The organism is Moraxella sp. CTOTU48268 (assembly GCF_032069585.1).
GTDB classification, from domain to species: domain Bacteria; phylum Pseudomonadota; class Gammaproteobacteria; order Pseudomonadales; family Moraxellaceae; genus Faucicola; species Faucicola cinerea.
Map to the genome: position 1 here is coordinate 1 of NZ_DAMALV010000026.1, position 17,394 is coordinate 17,394.

16 protein-coding genes and 2 pseudogenes are annotated in these 17,394 nt (G+C 43.5%); 13 read left to right on the top strand and 5 right to left on the bottom strand.

Annotation, left to right across the window (positions count from 1 at the left end):
- A pseudogene (locus tag RT143_RS08900) lies at nucleotides 1-229 on the bottom strand (50S ribosomal protein L3 N(5)-glutamine methyltransferase); the annotation flags it as partial.
- A 538-nt stretch (nucleotides 230-767) separates the two neighbouring features.
- Between RT143_RS08900 and RT143_RS08905 the strand changes: the two are divergent.
- Nucleotides 768-2,228 (top strand): L,D-transpeptidase family protein, encoded by a 1,461-nt coding sequence (locus tag RT143_RS08905; RefSeq protein ID WP_313092540.1) that lies wholly within the window; start codon nucleotides 768-770, stop codon nucleotides 2,226-2,228.
- Nucleotides 2,229-2,396: 168 nt separating this feature from the next.
- On the opposite strand, the gene RT143_RS08910 is transcribed toward RT143_RS08905, so the two are convergent.
- Complete coding sequence (locus tag RT143_RS08910; protein WP_313092542.1) at nucleotides 2,397-2,609, bottom strand: hypothetical protein; 213 nt, start codon at nucleotides 2,607-2,609, stop codon at nucleotides 2,397-2,399.
- 411 nt (nucleotides 2,610-3,020) lie between these two features.
- On the opposite strand from RT143_RS08910, the gene RT143_RS08915 reads away from it, so the two are divergent.
- The 8 genes from RT143_RS08915 to yaaA all read left to right on the top strand — a co-directional run bounded on the left by RT143_RS08915 (nucleotide 3,021) and on the right by yaaA (nucleotide 9,510).
- Nucleotides 3,021-3,458, top strand: a complete 438-nt coding sequence (locus RT143_RS08915; protein ID WP_313092544.1) for a hypothetical protein — start codon at nucleotides 3,021-3,023, stop codon at nucleotides 3,456-3,458.
- 145 nt (nucleotides 3,459-3,603) lie between these two features.
- Nucleotides 3,604-4,032: a 30S ribosomal protein S6 gene (gene rpsF, locus RT143_RS08920; protein WP_007114929.1), complete on the top strand. Its 429-nt coding sequence runs from the start codon at nucleotides 3,604-3,606 to the stop codon at nucleotides 4,030-4,032.
- A gap of 15 nt (nucleotides 4,033-4,047) precedes the next feature.
- Entirely contained in the window at nucleotides 4,048-4,275 is a 228-nt protein-coding gene (rpsR, locus tag RT143_RS08925) for a 30S ribosomal protein S18 (RefSeq protein WP_036594162.1), read from the top strand.
- Between the two features lie 15 nt (nucleotides 4,276-4,290).
- The gene (gene rplI / locus RT143_RS08930; RefSeq protein ID WP_060994380.1) at nucleotides 4,291-4,749 is read left to right on the top strand and encodes a 50S ribosomal protein L9; all 459 of its coding nucleotides are present in this window, start codon (nucleotides 4,291-4,293) and stop codon (nucleotides 4,747-4,749) included.
- Nucleotides 4,750-5,024: 275 nt separating this feature from the next.
- A complete protein-coding gene (gene dnaB, locus RT143_RS08935; RefSeq protein WP_099834203.1) occupies nucleotides 5,025-6,446 on the top strand; it encodes a replicative DNA helicase in 1,422 nt (473 codons plus the stop codon).
- Nucleotides 6,447-6,473: 27 nt separating this feature from the next.
- Nucleotides 6,474-7,559 carry an alanine racemase gene (alr, locus tag RT143_RS08940; RefSeq protein ID WP_313092546.1) on the top strand — a complete coding sequence of 362 codons (1,086 nt, stop codon included), beginning with the start codon at nucleotides 6,474-6,476 and terminating at the stop codon, nucleotides 7,557-7,559.
- Between the two features lie 126 nt (nucleotides 7,560-7,685).
- Nucleotides 7,686-8,606: an ornithine carbamoyltransferase gene (argF, locus tag RT143_RS08945; RefSeq protein WP_313092548.1), complete on the top strand. Its 921-nt coding sequence runs from the start codon at nucleotides 7,686-7,688 to the stop codon at nucleotides 8,604-8,606.
- A 97-nt stretch (nucleotides 8,607-8,703) separates the two neighbouring features.
- Nucleotides 8,704-9,510: a peroxide stress protein YaaA gene (gene yaaA / locus RT143_RS08950; protein ID WP_313092550.1), complete on the top strand. Its 807-nt coding sequence runs from the start codon at nucleotides 8,704-8,706 to the stop codon at nucleotides 9,508-9,510.
- A gap of 227 nt (nucleotides 9,511-9,737) precedes the next feature.
- Here yaaA and groL read toward each other — a convergent pair whose 3' ends face one another.
- Together groL and RT143_RS08960 are read right to left on the bottom strand one after the other, a co-directional pair.
- Nucleotides 9,738-11,381, bottom strand: coding sequence for a chaperonin GroEL (gene groL, locus RT143_RS08955; RefSeq protein WP_313092552.1), 1,644 nt, complete (start codon nucleotides 11,379-11,381; stop codon nucleotides 9,738-9,740).
- Nucleotides 11,382-11,552: 171 nt separating this feature from the next.
- Nucleotides 11,553-11,846, bottom strand: a complete 294-nt coding sequence (locus RT143_RS08960) for a co-chaperone GroES (protein WP_198001374.1) — start codon at nucleotides 11,844-11,846, stop codon at nucleotides 11,553-11,555.
- A gap of 397 nt (nucleotides 11,847-12,243) precedes the next feature.
- Here RT143_RS08960 and RT143_RS08965 point away from each other — a divergent pair, with 397 nt between their 5' ends.
- Nucleotides 12,244-12,939 carry a DUF3108 domain-containing protein gene (locus RT143_RS08965; RefSeq protein WP_313092554.1) on the top strand — a complete coding sequence of 232 codons (696 nt, stop codon included), beginning with the start codon at nucleotides 12,244-12,246 and terminating at the stop codon, nucleotides 12,937-12,939.
- Between the two features lie 272 nt (nucleotides 12,940-13,211).
- Nucleotides 13,212-14,615 carry a hypothetical protein gene (locus RT143_RS08970; protein ID WP_313092556.1) on the top strand — a complete coding sequence of 468 codons (1,404 nt, stop codon included), beginning with the start codon at nucleotides 13,212-13,214 and terminating at the stop codon, nucleotides 14,613-14,615.
- Nucleotides 14,616-14,666: 51 nt separating this feature from the next.
- On the opposite strand, the gene RT143_RS08975 is transcribed toward RT143_RS08970, so the two are convergent.
- Nucleotides 14,667-15,557 (bottom strand): LysR family transcriptional regulator, encoded by an 891-nt coding sequence (locus RT143_RS08975; protein WP_050325045.1) that lies wholly within the window; start codon nucleotides 15,555-15,557, stop codon nucleotides 14,667-14,669.
- Nucleotides 15,558-15,804: 247 nt separating this feature from the next.
- Here RT143_RS08975 and leuC point away from each other — a divergent pair, with 247 nt between their 5' ends.
- Nucleotides 15,805-17,223 carry a 3-isopropylmalate dehydratase large subunit gene (leuC, locus tag RT143_RS08980; RefSeq protein ID WP_099808268.1) on the top strand — a complete coding sequence of 473 codons (1,419 nt, stop codon included), beginning with the start codon at nucleotides 15,805-15,807 and terminating at the stop codon, nucleotides 17,221-17,223.
- A 9-nt stretch (nucleotides 17,224-17,232) separates the two neighbouring features.
- A pseudogene (locus RT143_RS08985) lies at nucleotides 17,233-17,394 on the top strand (3-isopropylmalate dehydratase small subunit); the annotation flags it as partial.

Here is a 17,394-nt window from a genome sequence, read left to right on the forward strand (position 1 = left end):
GTAATTTACTGACCCCAAAACGGATAAAATCGCGAATCGTTTTTAGGGTTTGGTGTGCTTCAGCAAACTCTTGTTGCATGGTGTCAAAAATGTCATCTGATTCGCTTTCTTCATCCATATCAAGTGCTTGCAAATCGATTTGCAAATCGTCAAGGTTTTGTAAATCTTGATTTTGGTCAAAAGATGGCGTGTGAGAAACATTGGCTGATGCAAATGGCGATGATGACATAGTGGTTAACCTAAAAAATTTTGAATTAAAATTATAATATACTTTGATTTTTTTACAAATTATTTAACAAGCTAAAGTCATTTCACAAGTTAAAGTTTCGCAGATTTGTACCGTTGAATGTTTAATCATTGATCTGTTCAATAAACATGGTAAAAATAAATGTTGTGTGCAGGGCTAAATATTTTAAACCCTTTTTTGCCTTAATCTTGCTATAAAAATACCGCTTGGTTAAAAAATTTTACCATTGTCTATGGTGCGATTTGTTAATGTTAGACTTAAAGCATGTAAATTCGCCTATGGGACAATTTATCTATACAACAATTAACGGTGTAAAAATTAAGTGTGCAGCGAGGTTTCATGGCGCAAGGTTGTTAAACGCTTTGGCAAACGCTACTTAGATTGCCGTGCTGCCAACAAATGAGCCATTGCCCGAAAAGTTGGTTTTTATAGTATAATTGCTGCCAATTTAGGCTTTTATTGTACGTTATTTATATTGTCCCTTATTTTTATTTGTTATTGCCGATTATTGAGTCAATCTATGAAAAAATTTGTACTGTCTACCTTAGCTTGTCTGATTGCCAATCAAGCATTTGCAGCCACCAATACGGTCTCAGACACCACCACCGCCAAAACGGCACCCGCCACCAAGCCTGTGACCAAAACAACAACCACGACTAAAACTGCCACCACGAAAGCTGCCAGCGCCTCTACCGCAGCCGCTAAAAAAACCACCAGCGATAGCAAAACGGCTACAAAACCGCAACCCAAAACCGCTACTGCTAAAAAACCGCAAACAGCCAAGCCCGCAGCTAGCGTCACGCAATCTTCTACTACCCCCAAAGGCGCATCGGCTGCTGCGGCAACTGCGGTAAAACCAACGGCAACTTCAACCGATATTCCCTTGACGCCAGTCCCAGCCACCACCACGGCGTTAGGCATTAAAGATGATGCCAACCAAACCGGTATTGATAATGACTATACCTCGGGTGCAGGTGTCGCAGGCGCGAGCTCTGAAGAGATTAGCACTGCCACGACGGCTGTGCCAACCTTTGACCCGACAACGGTGGGCAATAATAAAACAGCAACGACACCTGCCAGTTTTTCTAACCTAAATTTGTCTGACTACGCACAGCTAGTCAATAGTGCCGACTGGAAACCCGGTCAAAATGTTAATTCAGCGACGACCTTAAAACTTCAAGCCTTGTTAGATTGGAATCATGCTTCACCGGGTCCGATTGATGGCGGCTGGGGTATGAATGCCAAAAAAGCGCTCAAAAATTTCCAAGCCATGCACGGACTACCCCAAGATGGTCGTATGAGTGCAGAAGTTTGGCAACGCTTAAACGAAAAAATCCCTGCCAATCAGCCTGTCTTGGTCGGTTATACCTTGACGCAAGAAGATATCAAAGGTCCTTATCAGCCAACACCAAGTGGTAGTGAAGCCAAATCTAAAATGAAAGGTCTATACTATCAAGACGTCCAAGAAATGTTGGCTGAACGTTTCCACATGGATATTCGCTATCTTAAAAAGCTTAATGGCGATAAAAAATTCACTGTGGGTGAAACCATCACCGTCTTTAACCCAGGCGCTCCACTCAATGAGAAAATCACCCGTTTGGTTGCCAAAAAAGCGGACAATATCTTGTACGCTTATAACGGTGACAAGCTCATTGCCACTTATCCTACCACGGTCGGTAGTAGCGACACCCCTTCACCCACTGGCAGTTTGACGATTGTCAATCGCGTTAAAAACCCTTGGTATCGCGCCAGTAGCGGTGAAGGCAAAGATAAAAAAGTGTTTATGTTGCCGCCAGGACCCAACGGTCCAGTCGGTGTAGTATGGATGGGGCTGAGTAAGCCATCATACGGCATTCATGGCTCGCCCGTTCCTGAAGGCATTAGCCGTCAAGCCTCGCACGGCTGTGTTCGCTTAACCAACTGGGATGTGCTTGAAGTGTATGCTAATGTTGATACAGGCACCAAGGTAGATTTACAGTAGCTGTTGAGCCACAGCGATTAGCACCACAGTTTAGCGTGAGTGCTATACACTTTTAATCTTATTAGCCATAAAAAAACCGCTTAACTATTGCTAGTTAAGCGGTTTTTGCTATGTATTAGTTATCTAGTGAGCTGCTGCATTATTAAAGCACCGTTTATGGTGTGGCAGTTAGGGTGTGACAGGGGTTTTATTTACACCCAAACTCTGTAGTTTTTTTACCACAATCCAAGCAATCGGAATCGACAACACCAGCCCTATAATGACTGCCGTCACAATGTGTTGAGCCTCATCAAAACCCGTCACCAACGCAATGGTCATTAAAACACCGATAGTCACACCAGAAGCGATTGTAAAAATTACACTAAATAATTGCCAGTTCATAACAACTCCTTATCATTGCGTAAATAAATGTATTTGTTACGTATAGTTATAGTCCAATTCCACACTCAAAACAAGGAAAAAAAAGATTAAACAAATGCACAACCTAAAACAATTGGTTATCAATTCCACATTTTTAGTAAGGTTTAATTTGAATCAAATCTATTGAGAAATCTAAAAAACTCGCGTTTTTTTCCGATTAATATCATTGATATCGAGGAATTTAATTGGCTTTATAAACATTGATGAAAAAAAATCCTACCCAGTTTTTTAAGTTTGATTGCACATTTTTTAGTAACTATGACCCAATAACATGACTTGGGTAAAAAATTTGGGTAAAAAAATTTTCTATAATCTGCTATGTTAGCGGTGTTTATCAATTGTTTAACACAATAAAGGACAGGAGTATTTGATATGCACCAACAATTTTCTTTTTTCACCGCTATTAAGCCATCTACTAAACGCCTAAGAAGTGCCGCTGCAGTGATTGGTTCAGCTATCGCCTTGGGTGGTTGCGCCTCTACCACAGGTACCGGTGTGATGGATGCTAATAGCACTATCGGCACTGCCAATAATGTTGGGATAGCGATATTTAAAGCCGCGGTGAATCAACAATGCCAGACTCAATTACAAAATAACCAATACTGGCGCTTGGGCAGCGTGTTGATGACTTCCGAGAAGCAAGCAGAGGTAGCGAGCAATGTATGTAGCTGCGTCAGCGAAAAAGCCCCGCAGTCCGTCACCATTGTCGATTTGACCACAGCAGCAGTTGACCCGACCGCGCGCAATGTCATTGTAGCGCGTGCGGTCTCCAATACCTTGCAGCAATGTGTGGGCGAATTTGTTAAGTAAATATTAACTTGCTACTGAGTGTGCGCTACTATATAATAGCGCACCTTGTTTATACCAATATAGTTAGATGATTCTAACTTAGGTGCATTCAATCTCCTTGCTGTTGACACGGGGTCAACGGCTGTTTAATCCGTGAGGAGTCTTTATGAGACATTATGAACTGGTATTATTGGTTCACCCAGACCAAAGCGACCAAGTGGTTGGCATGGTTGAGCGTTATATCAACTTAGTAAAAGAACAAGGTGGTGCTATCCATCGCCTAGAAGATTGGGGTCGTCGTCAATTAGCTTACCCAATCAACAAAGTTCACAAAGCTCACTATGTGCTATTAAACATTGAAGCGGGTCAACAAACGCTTGATGAGCTTGAAGAATTATTCCGTTATAACGATGCTATCATCCGTAGCTTAGTTATCCGTCGTGACGAAGCGATTACTGAAGAATCACCATTAGCAAAAAGTGCTGAAGAAAAACGTGCTCGTAAAGCTTCACGCCGTAACGATACAGCTCAAGATGACTATCAATCAAATGATGATGAGTCAGAAGTTGATGCTGAAGACAACAACGACGAATAATTAAGGAGACTAATCATGGCACGTTTTTATCGCCGCCGTAAATTTTGCCGTTTTACTGCTGAAGGCATTACCCATATCGATTATAAAGATATCGAAATCCTGAAACAGTATGTCACTGAAAGTGGCAAAATCGTACCAAGCCGTATCACTGGTACTTCAAACAAATATCAACGCCAATTGGCTGTAGCAATCAAACAAGCGCGTTATCTTGCGTTGGTTCCTTACACTGACAGCCAAAAATAAACCAAGGAGTGATATATGCAAGTTATTTTATTACAACGTATCGCTAACCTAGGTAAACTAGGCGATACTGTTAATGTAAAAGCAGGTTACGGCCGTAACTTCCTTGTACCACAAGGTAAAGCATTACCAGCCACTGCTTTTAACATCGAAAAATTTGAAGCACGTCGTGCAGAACTTGAAAAAGTAGAGGCTGATGAATTAGCCGCTGCTAATGCACGTGCTGAAGCACTACAAGACGTCAATGTTATCATCCGTGCAAAATCAGGTGATGAAGGCAAACTATTTGGTTCTATTGGTACTCGCGATATCGCCGATGCATTAACCAAATCTGGTTTACCTGTTGACCGTTCAGAAGTTAAATTGCCTGAAGGTGCATTACGTCAAATTGGCGAATACAATGTTGATATCCAATTACACCACGATGTAATGACCAACATTCAAGTCACTATCTTGGCAGAAGATTCAGCTGCTTAATTGATTATTGACTTATCAAAAAGAGATGGCTTTGCTATCTCTTTTTTTTATTGTTTGCGGCGTAAAAATTCAACAAAAAAGCCTAAAATTCAAGCTGATTTCATTCAAAAAAATTGCCGATTTTTTATATTTTTCTCATTAGAATTTGGATGGTTTTTTCGGTATATTGACTGTTCTATTTCGATGCGTGTGTTAGACTCACAATTTGCAAGCGATAACTTTTAGCAAACTTTTGCCCTTTCAAACTATTTAAAATAACTTTATCACAGGTCATCATGGCAGACGATAAAACCAAAGAGAACGATCTTAAGAATACTTCGCTGACGCAGCACCAACCGCACAGTATGGACTTAGAAAAGTCCGTCCTAGCGTCGCTGATGAGCCTTGAAGAGTCGTTTGATCGCATCTCAGATATTATTACCAAATATGATTTTTATGCACAGCGCCATCAATATATTTTTGATGCCATCTCTCATCTTGCCAATGCCAATGAGCCCTATGATGCTACTATGGTGATGGACTGGCTCGACATGCAAAAACTGCTTGAGCCTGCGGGAGGTAGCGATTATCTAGGCGATATCCTATCACAAAGCCCAGCGACGCTGTTTAACCTGACTGCTTATGCGCAGCGGGTCAGAGAATTTTCGACCTTACGCCAAATCATTAAAGCCGGCAGTCATATGCTAGAGCTTGCCTTTGACCCAAAAAATCAAAGTGTCAGTGATATTTTAGACACCGTTGAAAGCGAAATTTTTGCCATTAATGAAACCCATAGCCGCCAGTCGAAACACAAGGGTCCTACCCAACTAAGCGATGTTATTACCAATGTCGTCAACAATATCCAAGAACTTAAGGACCATCCTGAAGGCATGATTGGGCTTAAGACCCCGTTTGAAGAACTCAATAACAAAACCCAAGGGCTACAAGCAGGCGATCTTATTATCGTGGCAGCGCGTCCTTCGATGGGTAAAACCACGTTTGCAATGAATTTGGCAGAGAGTATTTTATTTCACACCGATTTACCTGTGGTGGTGTTTTCGATGGAAATGCCTGCCGAGTCAATTGTGATGCGTCTCTTGTCCTCTTGGGGGGCTATCAACCAAACGCATTTGCGCTCAGGTCAAATGAACGAAGATGAATGGGGTAAACTTTCCAATGCCATCGCCCACCTGCATGCTAAAAAATTGTATATCGATGATAGTACCGCGCTGCCGCCATCTGAGGTTCGTTCGCGCTGTCGCCGTATTGCCAAAGACAATGATGGCAAACTTGGGATGGTAATGGTCGATTATCTACAATTGATGAAAGTCCCAGGCTTAGGCGACAACCGCGTGGGTGAGATTTCGGAGATTTCTCGAAGCTTAAAAGCGCTTGCCCGTGAGATGAATTGCCCGGTGGTCGCTTTATCACAGCTCAATCGTAGTCTAGAAAATCGCCCCAACAAACGCCCGATTATGTCGGACTTACGCGAGTCGGGTGCCATTGAGCAGGATGCCGATTTGATTATGTTCATTTATCGTGATGAGGTTTATAATGAAAACAGCGATGCTAAAGGCACAGCTGAAATCATTATCGGTAAACAACGTAATGGACCTATTGGGACAGTGCGCCTATCTTTTGAAGGGCAATTTACCCGTTTTGGTAATCTAACCCCTGAATTTTACCAAACCGCTTCCTTTAGCGAACCTGATGAATAAAAATTTTACTGCAACAAGGTCAAGATTGTGCGTCAAACCAGCATCACCATCGATTTAGCAGCGCTTAGCCATAACTTACAACGCGTCAAAGATTATGCCCCGACCGCCAAGGTATTAGCCATGGTCAAGGCCAATGCCTACGGGCATGGCGCAGTCAACTGTTTACCCGCCGTAGCACAAGCCGATGCCTTAGGTGTTGCTTGTTTGCAAGAAGCGATAGAACTGCAACAGGCGGGCTGGCAAAAATTAATGGTAGTGATTGAAGGGGCGTTTTCATTAGCAGAATGGCAATATTGTACAGCGCATCAAATCCAATGCGTGGTGCACCATCAACGCCAATTAGACTGGGCATTGCAGCAGCCTTCAAAAAAAGGCGCAACCGTCTGGCTGAAACTAAACACCGGCATGAACCGTCTTGGCTTTACATCGGATGAAGTCAGGGAAATTGCCCAGCAACTCACTGAGGCAGGCTACGAGATTGTTTTGACCACCCATTTTGCCAATGCTGATGCCATCAATCATCCCAACAACCAACAACAATTTGAGTTATTTGATTCAACCTTACAAATGCTACGTGACCAAGTCAACCCAGCGATTAAAGGCTCATTGTGTAATTCAGCAGGGATTGTGAACTGGTCAGACCGGCATTATGATTGGGTGCGCCCAGGCATTATCTTGTATGGGGCAACACCTGTCAATCATGCCACTGCCAAACAGCTAAACCTGCAACCTGTCATGCATTTTAACGCCAGCATCATGGCAATTCATACGCTAAAAGCGGGCGATAGCGTGGGTTATGGTAGTCGCTGGACCGCCCAAGCCCCAGCGCGCATCGGCATTGTCAGTGTGGGTTATGCTGATGGTTATCCAAGGGTGATTAGCGATGATGCGTATGTCGTCGTCGCAGGTCGACAGGCGCCTATCATTGGTCGCGTGGCGATGGATATGTTGATGGTTGATTTAACTCATACTACTGAGGTAAACCTTGACTGCCCTGTCCAGCTTTGGGGTAACGCGCCGACCATTGATGAAGTGGGTAGCTGGAATGATACCATTAGCTATGAGCTGTTAAGTGTGGTCACCCGACGTCCAACGTGGATATATCAGTCGTAACTGTTAATTACTTTACTGAGGTTAAAGTGACACAAATGCGTCAATTCGCTAGACAGTTTGGATAAATCCGCTATACTGATAGTTTACTGCAATGTTTATTGACAAAATTGGGATGTAGGACAGGCAATGAGTACCCGCCATTTTTTGACGTTATTGGATTTTAGCAAAGAAGAATTAATGCAAGTGATTAAACGTGGCAGCGAACTGCGTTTGATGCAGCATGAAGGGGTTATTTATCAGCCTTTTGTCGGTCGTACCTTGGGGATGATTTTCGAAAAATCGAGTACCCGTACCCGTATCTCGTTTGAAACAGGGATGGGACAGTTTGGCGGCCATGCCATATTTTTATCACCTCGCGATACCCAGCTTGGCCGTGGCGAACCGATTGAAGACTCGGCACGTGTCATCTCGCGCATGGTCGATATCGTCATGATTCGCACCTTTGAACACAGTATTGTTGAAAAATTCGCCCAGTATTCGCAAGTGCCTGTTATCAATGCGCTCACCGACGAACAGCATCCTTGTCAGCTACTAGCCGATATCCAAACCTTTATGGAGCACCGTGGCAGCATCGAAGGCAAAACGGTGACTTGGATTGGGGATGGTAATAATATGTGCGCTTCTTTTATCCATGCTGCACATCAATTTGGCTTTCAACTGCGGGTTTCCGCGCCTTATGGGTTTGAACCCAATGCCGACCTCATCAAACAGTATTCGCACTGTGTTGAGTTGGTCGAAGATGTTAATGAAGCGGTCAAAGGCTCGCATTTGGTTGCCACCGATGTATGGGCAAGTATGGGGCAAGAAAGCGAGCAAAATACTCGTGCGCGGCGATTTGCCCAATATATGGTGACCCGCTCATTACTGGATAAAGCCGATCCAGACGTATTATTTATGCATTGTCTACCTGCCCACCGCGGCGAAGAAATCTCCTATGATTTGCTTGAGGATCCGCGTGCTGTGGTATGGGATGAAGCCGAAAATCGTCTGCATGCCCAAAAAGCGCTGATGGAATTTTTGTTAACCGATAAAATCAAAATCGCCTAATCTATTGAGTCTGGGCGTTATCTTTGCGCCCTGCGCCGCCATTATCATTATCTTAACCGCTCTAATTCTTAACCGATAAAGCAAACGGAACATAGCCATGTACTTTGTGCTCTCGCCTGCCAAAAATTTGAATGAAAAAAATGATTTACCTTTCGATTTTAGTCAGCATTATACCCAGCCTGCTTTGATGGCGCACGCTTGCGAATTGATGGGTGAATTAAAAACATTAGCACCAACCGATTTGTCGGCGTTGATGAGTATCTCAGGTAAACTTGGGCAATTAAATGCGGTGCGCAACCAAAATTGGCGATGGGATACTACCCAGCCATTTAGCACCGATCATGCTGATATACCTGCTAAAGCGGCGCTGTATTTATTTGATGGCGATGTCTATACAGGTTTGGCAGCGCAGCAAATGACTGAACAACAAGTCCATTATGTCAATGAGCGATTAGGAATACTGTCTGGGTTGTACGGCTTGTTAAAACCGCTTGATTTGATGCTACCCTATCGCCTGGAAATGGGCACAAAACTAAAAAATCCCAAAGGCGAGAATTTGTATCAATTTTGGGGCGATACGATTACTGATTTAATCAATCAACGCATGGCAGAAAATAAACACAAAGTTCTGGTAAACTTGGCTTCCAACGAATACTTCAAGGCGGTCAATCCCAAAAAAATCAACGCAGACATTATCATGCCCCGTTTTGAAGACGGCAAAGATGGCGTATATAAGGTGGTAAGCTTCTATGCCAAAAAGGCACGCGGGTTGATGGTGCGTTTTGCCGCTGAAAATCAGCTGACAACCGCGCAACAGTTAAAAGACTTTAACTTGGAAGGCTATCAGTTTGTTGAAAATGCTTCCAGCTCAACTGAGTATGTTTTTAGACGGGATAATGATTAACTGCGCCGCCATTTAACGCAAAATATCCGCCCATAAATCCCCAATCATACTATCTTTTAACACATTTTTATCGAATACACCGATGGTGTTGGCTTGTGGTAGTAAAGCGGTCGGTAGTTCCATCGTCATGGTTATGATAATTTTCCTAATTAAAAAACCCTATTAAACTGAAGTTTAATAGGGTTTTGATTTTAGCTAAATGGCTTGAGTGAGCTATAATCTTTCGATTACATCATGCCGCCCATACCACCCATGCCGCCCATACCACCCATGGCAGCAGCAGCGCCAGCGTCGTCTTTTGGCAAGTCAGTAATCATTGCTTCTGTGGTGAGCATCAAGCCTGCGACAGATGCCGCGTTTTCAAGTGCTGAGCGAGTGACTTTGGCTGGGTCTAAGATACCCATTTCAAGCATATCGCCGTATTCACCAGTCGCTGCGTTATAACCGTAGTTACCTTGACCGCCTTTGACTTGGTTTACTACCACAGATGCTTCATCACCTGCGTTGCTGACGATTTGACGAAGTGGTGCTTCCATCGCACGGCGTAGAATGTTGATACCCGCGGCTTGGTCGTCATTGTCACCATTGACATTGTCAAGTGCAGAGATAGCACGAACCAATGCCACACCACCACCTGCTACAACGCCTTCTTCGACGGCAGCACGAGTTGCATGCAAGGCATCATCCACACGGTCTTTTTTCTCTTTCATTTCAGTTTCAGTCGCCGCACCGACTTTGATAACTGCCACACCGCCTGCAAGTTTAGCAATACGCTCTTGTAGCTTTTCTTTGTCGTAATCAGAGGTTGATTCTTCCACTTGGCGACGGATAGAGGCAACACGATCATCGATTTCAGTTTTTTGACCGGCACCGTCCACAATCACAGTGTTTTCTTTACCAACTGTCACTTTTTTGGCAGTACCTAATACCGATAAATCCGCCGTTTCTAAGCTCATGCCCATTTCTTCTGATACAACTGTACCGCCCGTTAAAATAGCGATATCTTGAAGCATCGCTTTACGACGGTCACCAAAACCAGGGGCTTTAACAGCACAGACTTTTAAACCGCCGCGCATGTTATTTACAACCAAAGTTGCCAAGGCTTCGTTTTCAACATCTTCAGCAATGATCAGTAAGGCTTTACCAGACTTCATCACGTTTTCAAGCAGTGGAATCAACTCACGGATGTTGCTGATTTTTTTGTCGACTAACAAGATTAATGGGTTTTCTAGTTCAGCGGTCAACGTATCTGCTTTATTGGCGAAGTATGGGCTGATGTAGCCACGGTCAAACTGCATACCTTCAACGACTTCAAGGGTGTCTTCAAAGCCTGAACCTTCTTCAACCGTGATCACGCCTTCTTTACCCACTTTTTCCATCGCTTGAGCGATTAAGTCACCGATAGTTTGGTCAGAGTTAGCTGAGATAGAGCCGACTTGTGCGATTGCTTTGGTGTCATTGGCTGGGGTTGAAAACGCATGGATTTTTTCAACAACGGCACGTACACCTTTATCGATACCACGTTTTAAGTCCATTGGGTTCATACCAGCGGCGACTGATTTCATGCCTTCTTGTAAAATCGCTTGGGCTAAAACAGTCGCTGTGGTAGTGCCGTCACCTGCAACATCATTGGTTTTGCTTGCAACTTCACGCACCAACTGTGCGCCCATGTTCTCAAATTTGTCATCAAGTTCGATTTCTTTAGCCACTGATACGCCATCTTTAGTGATGGTTGGTGCGCCAAAAGATTTGTCGATAACCACGTTACGACCTTTAGGACCCAGTGTTACTTTAACCGCATTTGCCAATACGTTGACGCCATCAATCATTTTTGCACGGGCATCAATACCAAATTTTACATCTTTAGCCATGTTAAATTCTCCAAATTATAAATTTTTATTTGTATAAGGTAGTCCAAATTGCTACCACGGTTGCTATCAATTACTTTACCAAATACTTAACCAGTTAGATTAAGACTAGGTAAATTAAGACTAGATAAATTAGCTTTTAGGTAAAAAATAATTGTTTAGAACAATGACTGATTAACCTTCAATCACACCCAATACATCACTTTCTTTCATAATCAATAATTCTTCACCATCTACTTTAACCGTTGAGCCGGCGTATTGACCAAATAGTACTTTGTCGCCAACTTTGACATCGAGCGCACGTACATCGCCGTTTTCACGGATTTGACCATTCCCTACTGCAATGACTTCACCTTGAGAAGGTTTTTCTTGGGCACTGCCTGCTAGTAATAAACCGCCAGCCGTTTTTTGTTCTTCTTCGCTGCGACGCACGACGATACGATCATGTAAAGGACGAATTGCCATAATCTACTCCATAAATTAACTGTTAAATTATTGTTTGAAAGCCGTAGTTAGCTTTGAAAGCTGTGATCAGCCCAGAGGTTAGCTCAAAAGACCACCGCTATTTTGCCGACCACAAAAAGATGATAACTATCTGTTTGCATAAATAGTCATATGCTTATCACATGTTATCAATTCACTGTCTAACAGTGGGGATGTATGCCAATTTGTTCAAGCAGAAAATTACGAAATTTTGCAATTTGTTGTCAATTCTTTAACCCCTTCACCCAAATACCGCATAAAGACTGCCGTTTATTGCACAATCACAATCTTTTGTTAACTGGCTTGTATTTGCTTGCCGTCAATACTACTGTATGCATACCAAACAGATTTAACCTTATGAACGTTATTTGATGGATGAAACATGAAAAATTCTTTAGTAAAAAAACTGCTAGTAAGTATTTCACTCGTGTCAGCGATGTCTATTACCTCTATGGCGAATGCAGCAGTTGCCCCTTTTAATGCAACCTATAATTTTAATATTGAAGGCAAATACAATGGTACCGCAAGCCGTGTATTGACCCAAACTGGCAATCAGTATTTTTATAACGTTAATGCAAGTGTCGGTAAATTAGCCAGTGCCAAGCAAACCGCCAATTTTGTCAATGCCAATGGCGCTATCTTACCGGTGAGCGCGTTAACCCAATACAAAATTTTAGGGGCGGGTCGTACCACCACATTGAACTTTAATAATGCAAAAAAACAACTGGTCACCAATTATAAAGGTCAAAACAAAGTCATTGCTTTGCCACAGCCTGCGTATGATGATTTGAGTTTAGAAATTCAAATTCGCGAGGATTTAAAAGCAGGTAAATTCCGTGGTAATTATTACATGGCGGACCGCAATACCGTTGAAGCGGTGCCCTTTAAAAAATCTGCCATGACTCGCATTACCGTGCCAGCCGGTACTTTTGATGTGGTGCGTATCGATCGCGTGCATGATGACAAAGACCGTCAAACCAGTTTTTGGTTAGCCCCAAAACTTGATTATCTACCTGTTAAAGTCGTTCAAAACAATGATGGTAAAAAAATGGAAATGAATCTGGCTAAAGTAAATTAATACTTTGTCATGTTTTGACTCAAACACCGATTATATTCATCGGTGTTTTTTTATGTTTATGCCACTGTAAATACTCTATTAATGACTTATCAGGTCAGAAATTGGCGCTATTTTTGTAAGCCATAAGTTGTCAAGGCGTAAGTTTTTAACTATTCTTTGTAGGTCCATTGGAAGGCCTCACTATCCTGTCTAAGTTTTTCATACCTTTTAGCAACCTTTAGCAAGCTCTCCAATTCGCACTTTATCAATATCCATGTAAAAGGGAGTATTTCATGTCATTAAGATTGCAATCCTTAACGCTCGCTATTGCCAGCATTTCATTTGCTAGCGCTGCCCATGCCGCAGGGCTCGACCGCTCAACTCAGCCAAGCTGGGCGTTTACGCAAGATGGCACTTTTGCTTACATCGAAAGAATCACCATTGACCCATCAATTAGTGGCAAAGACAATGCGGCCACCACCCCTTCGCCAACCACGTACGAAGAAGGTCGCGATACCAACAACATGGCGCTAAACTATGATTTTATCAATTATGGGGCAAAAGCAGACATCAATGATAAAGTCAGTGTGGGTGTGTTTTTTGACCAACCGTGGGGCGCGGATGTTGAGTTCACAGGCAATAATAACTTTGTTAATGGTACAGTCAGCGCGCAGCAGGTTGCTGCTGCAGGACAAGCGGCGCTAGCAGCCGCCACAGCTGCAAAAACCGCTGCTGCTGCTTATCAAGCAGATCCAACCAACCAAACACTCGCTTATAACGCGGCTACCGCGGTTAAAACCGCACAGCAAGCAGGGGCAGCCTACAATCTAGCAAGCAATATCGCTCAGCATCCCAACGAAGGTACTAATGTCTCTGTTGATAGTAAAAACTTTACAGGTTTGGTGGGTGTCAAATTTGGCGAAAAAAATAATTGGCAAGTATATGGCGGGCCGGTATTACAAAAATTAGAAGGTGAGGTGCATTTACGCGGTACAGCCTACAATTCTACCCAAGGTTATGATGGTATCTTTGCCCAATCAAATGGTTATGGCTGGATGGCAGGCTTAGCCTATAGCAAACCTGAGATTGCGCTTAAAGCGGCGTTGACTTATCGCTCTGAAATTGATCATGACACCGTAGCTTATGAATACATGCCTGCAACTGGCGATTCAGGTACTAATGACATGACTATCACAACCCCAAAATCCGTGAATGTTGACTTTCAAACAGGTCTGAATCCAACTACGCTATTGACCGCAAAACTGCGCTGGGTACCTTGGAGTGATTTTTTAATCAAACCGCCTTTGTATAATGCAACGACCAAAAAAGCCGTGGGTGCGGATTTTAAACCCCTATATCCCAATGGTTTAAACTTGATTGATTACTCAGATGATGGCTGGGCAGCAGAAGTGGGCTTGGGTAAAAAATTAAGTAATCAATGGGCGGTATCAGGGTCAGTGGGTTGGGATAGCGGCGCGGGTGATCCCACCACCACCTTAGGGCCTGTAGAAGGTCATTGGAATGTGGGTCTAGGCGCCAAGTACAATGTTACACCCGAAGTCGCCGTGTCGGCAGGCGTGAAATACTTGATGTTTGGCGATGCCAAATCAAAAATCCCCAATGGCGATTTAGTGGGTGATTTTCAAAACAACGATGCTTGGATTTACGGACTGCGTTTAACTTATCAGAAAAAGTAAGTCTCATAAAAAAAAGCCTATCACGTCGATAGGCTTTTTTATGTCGAACCATTAATCGCGATGTTTACCATCCATCTCTAATCCTAACATGTCAAGCAAGGCTGCCATGCTTGCAGATACCGTGATATTGGGGTTGGTGACCAAACCCAAATAGCGTTGCAACTCAACAGGTGTATCCATATTAATCGGCTGTAAATCTTGATTGACTAACGTTTGCGGTAACACCGACCAGCCTAGCCCAACCGATACCAACATACGAATCGACTCCAACGGATTGGTACTCATCGTGGCATACGGTTTTAAGTTATATTTGGCAAATTCAGCTAAAGTGATTTGGCTGGTAAAGGTATTGGCGGCGGGTAGAATCGCTGGATAATTCGCCAATTGTTCAAGCGTCACGTTCATTTTATGCGCCAGTGGCGATAAAACACCCGTCACAAAATGCAGCGGATCTGACCATAGCATATGATAATTTAGACGTTTATCATACACAGGAGGTAGCGTTAAAAAGGCCAATGACAAGTCGCCATCAAGGACGGCTTTATGCGCTTGCTCGGAATCGACAAAGTGCACTTCAAGCTGTACCGCAGGATAGCTTTGGATAAATTGTTTGAGGACAGCTGGCAGATGATGTAAGCCAATATGATGACTGGTACCGATAATCAGTTTGCCTGATACCGTTTGCTGGCGGTTTTTAAGATTAATTTTTAGATTGTCATAATCATCTAGCCAGCGTTTGGCATGGGGTATCAAGTCATGTGCCGCTTGGGTTGGGATAATACCACGACCCACGGTATCAAAAAGGGTGACATCAAATTCGTCTTCTAAGTTTTTGATACGCTTACTTACTGCAGGCTGTGTAATAAATAGTTTATCAGCCGCCTGCGAGATACTACCTGTTTGCATAACCGCTAAAAAAGTATTTAAATTTGTGGTATTCATCTTTCCCCCAAAACTAAAACCCTACCATTTGATATAAATAAAAGTTTCATTCTTTAAAAAATACATTAAATAAGATTATAAGACAACGTATAGACAAATACAATTTATTTAATCGTCCAATACATTCCTAAAATTTTTATAAAATATAAAAATCATCAATTAAAATTATCATTTTTCTTTGTTATAATGGCGTTATTGTTTACCCAATTACTACGCCCTTTTATAAAAAAACCATAGGATATGTGTCATGGCAGCGCAAACGCTTTATGATAAACTTTGGCAAGACCATTTAGTCAATCAACGAGACGACGGTTCTAGTCTTATCTATATCGACCGTCATTTATTACACGAAGTCACGAGCCCGCAAGCATTTGAAGGCTTGTCTTTGGCAAATCGTGACCCTTGGCGTTTGTCAGCAAACGTCGCCACCCCTGACCATAATGTCCCAACGGTGGCGAGCGAACGTAAAGAAGGGGTGGCAGGCATTAAAGATGACGTCTCTCGCTTGCAAGTAGCCACACTCGATGAAAACTGTGCCAAATTTAACATCACTGAATTTACCATCAATGACGTGCGCCAGGGCATTGTGCATGTGGTAGGTCCAGAACAAGGTTTGGTATTACCTGGGATGACCGTGGTGTGTGGCGACTCACATACCGCAACCCATGGTGCATTAGGCTGTCTTGCCCACGGCATCGGTACCAGTGAAGTTGAGCATGTATTGGCAACGCAGTGTCTTGTGCAAACCAAGATGAAAAATATGCTTATCAAAGTCGATGGCAAATTGGGTGAAGGTGTCACGCCAAAAGACGTGGTACTAGCGATTATTGCAAAAATCGGCACCGCGGGCGGGACAGGTTACGCCATTGAATTTGCAGGCGATGTGTTCCGTGACATGAGCATGGAAGGACGTATGACCGTGTGTAATATGGCGATTGAAGCCGGCGCACGCGTTGGTATGGTGGCAGTTGATGACACCACGATTGAATACGTCAAGGGTCGTCCCTATGCGCCTACCGGTGAAATGTGGGATAAAGCCGTGGCTTACTGGCAAACCCTGCACTCAGATGCTGATGCCGTGTTTGATACCGTCATTGAGATGGCAGGCGCGGACATCGCACCCCAAGTATCTTGGGGCACCTCCCCTGAGATGGTGGTTGATATCAGCGCGCACGTCCCTACCCTAGATGCCGCAAAAGATGACGTCCAAAAAGAGGCTTGGACACGCGCCTATGAGTATATGGGTTTGACCGCGGGTCAACCGGTCACTGACATCAAAGTCGATCGGGTGTTTATCGGCTCTTGTACCAACTCACGTATTGAAGATATTCGCGCAGCGGCGGCGGTTATCAAAGGTCGCAGAGTCGCAGATAGCGTCAAAGAAGCGATTGTGGTAGCCGGTTCTGGGTTAGTTAAACAACAAGCAGAAAGCGAAGGTCTGGATAAAATCTTTACCGCAGCCGGTTTTGAATGGCGGGAGCCAGGGTGCTCGATGTGCCTTGCCATGAATGCGGATAAATTGCAGCCAAAAGAACATTGCGCCAGTACCTCCAATCGTAACTTTGAAGGTCGTCAGGGCAATGGCGGACGCACCCATTTAGTCAGCCCTGCGATGGCAGCTGCCGCGGCATTAGCCGGTCATTTTGTTGACGTGAGAAATTATTAAGGTAGAACTATGAAAAAATATACCCTTGAGCAAGGCATTGTCTGCCCACTAGATCGCTCAAACGTGGACACTGACCAAATCATTCCAAAACAGTTTTTGAAATCTATCAAACGTACAGGATTTGGTGCCAATCTATTTGATGAATGGCGTTATTTGGACGAAGGCTATCCT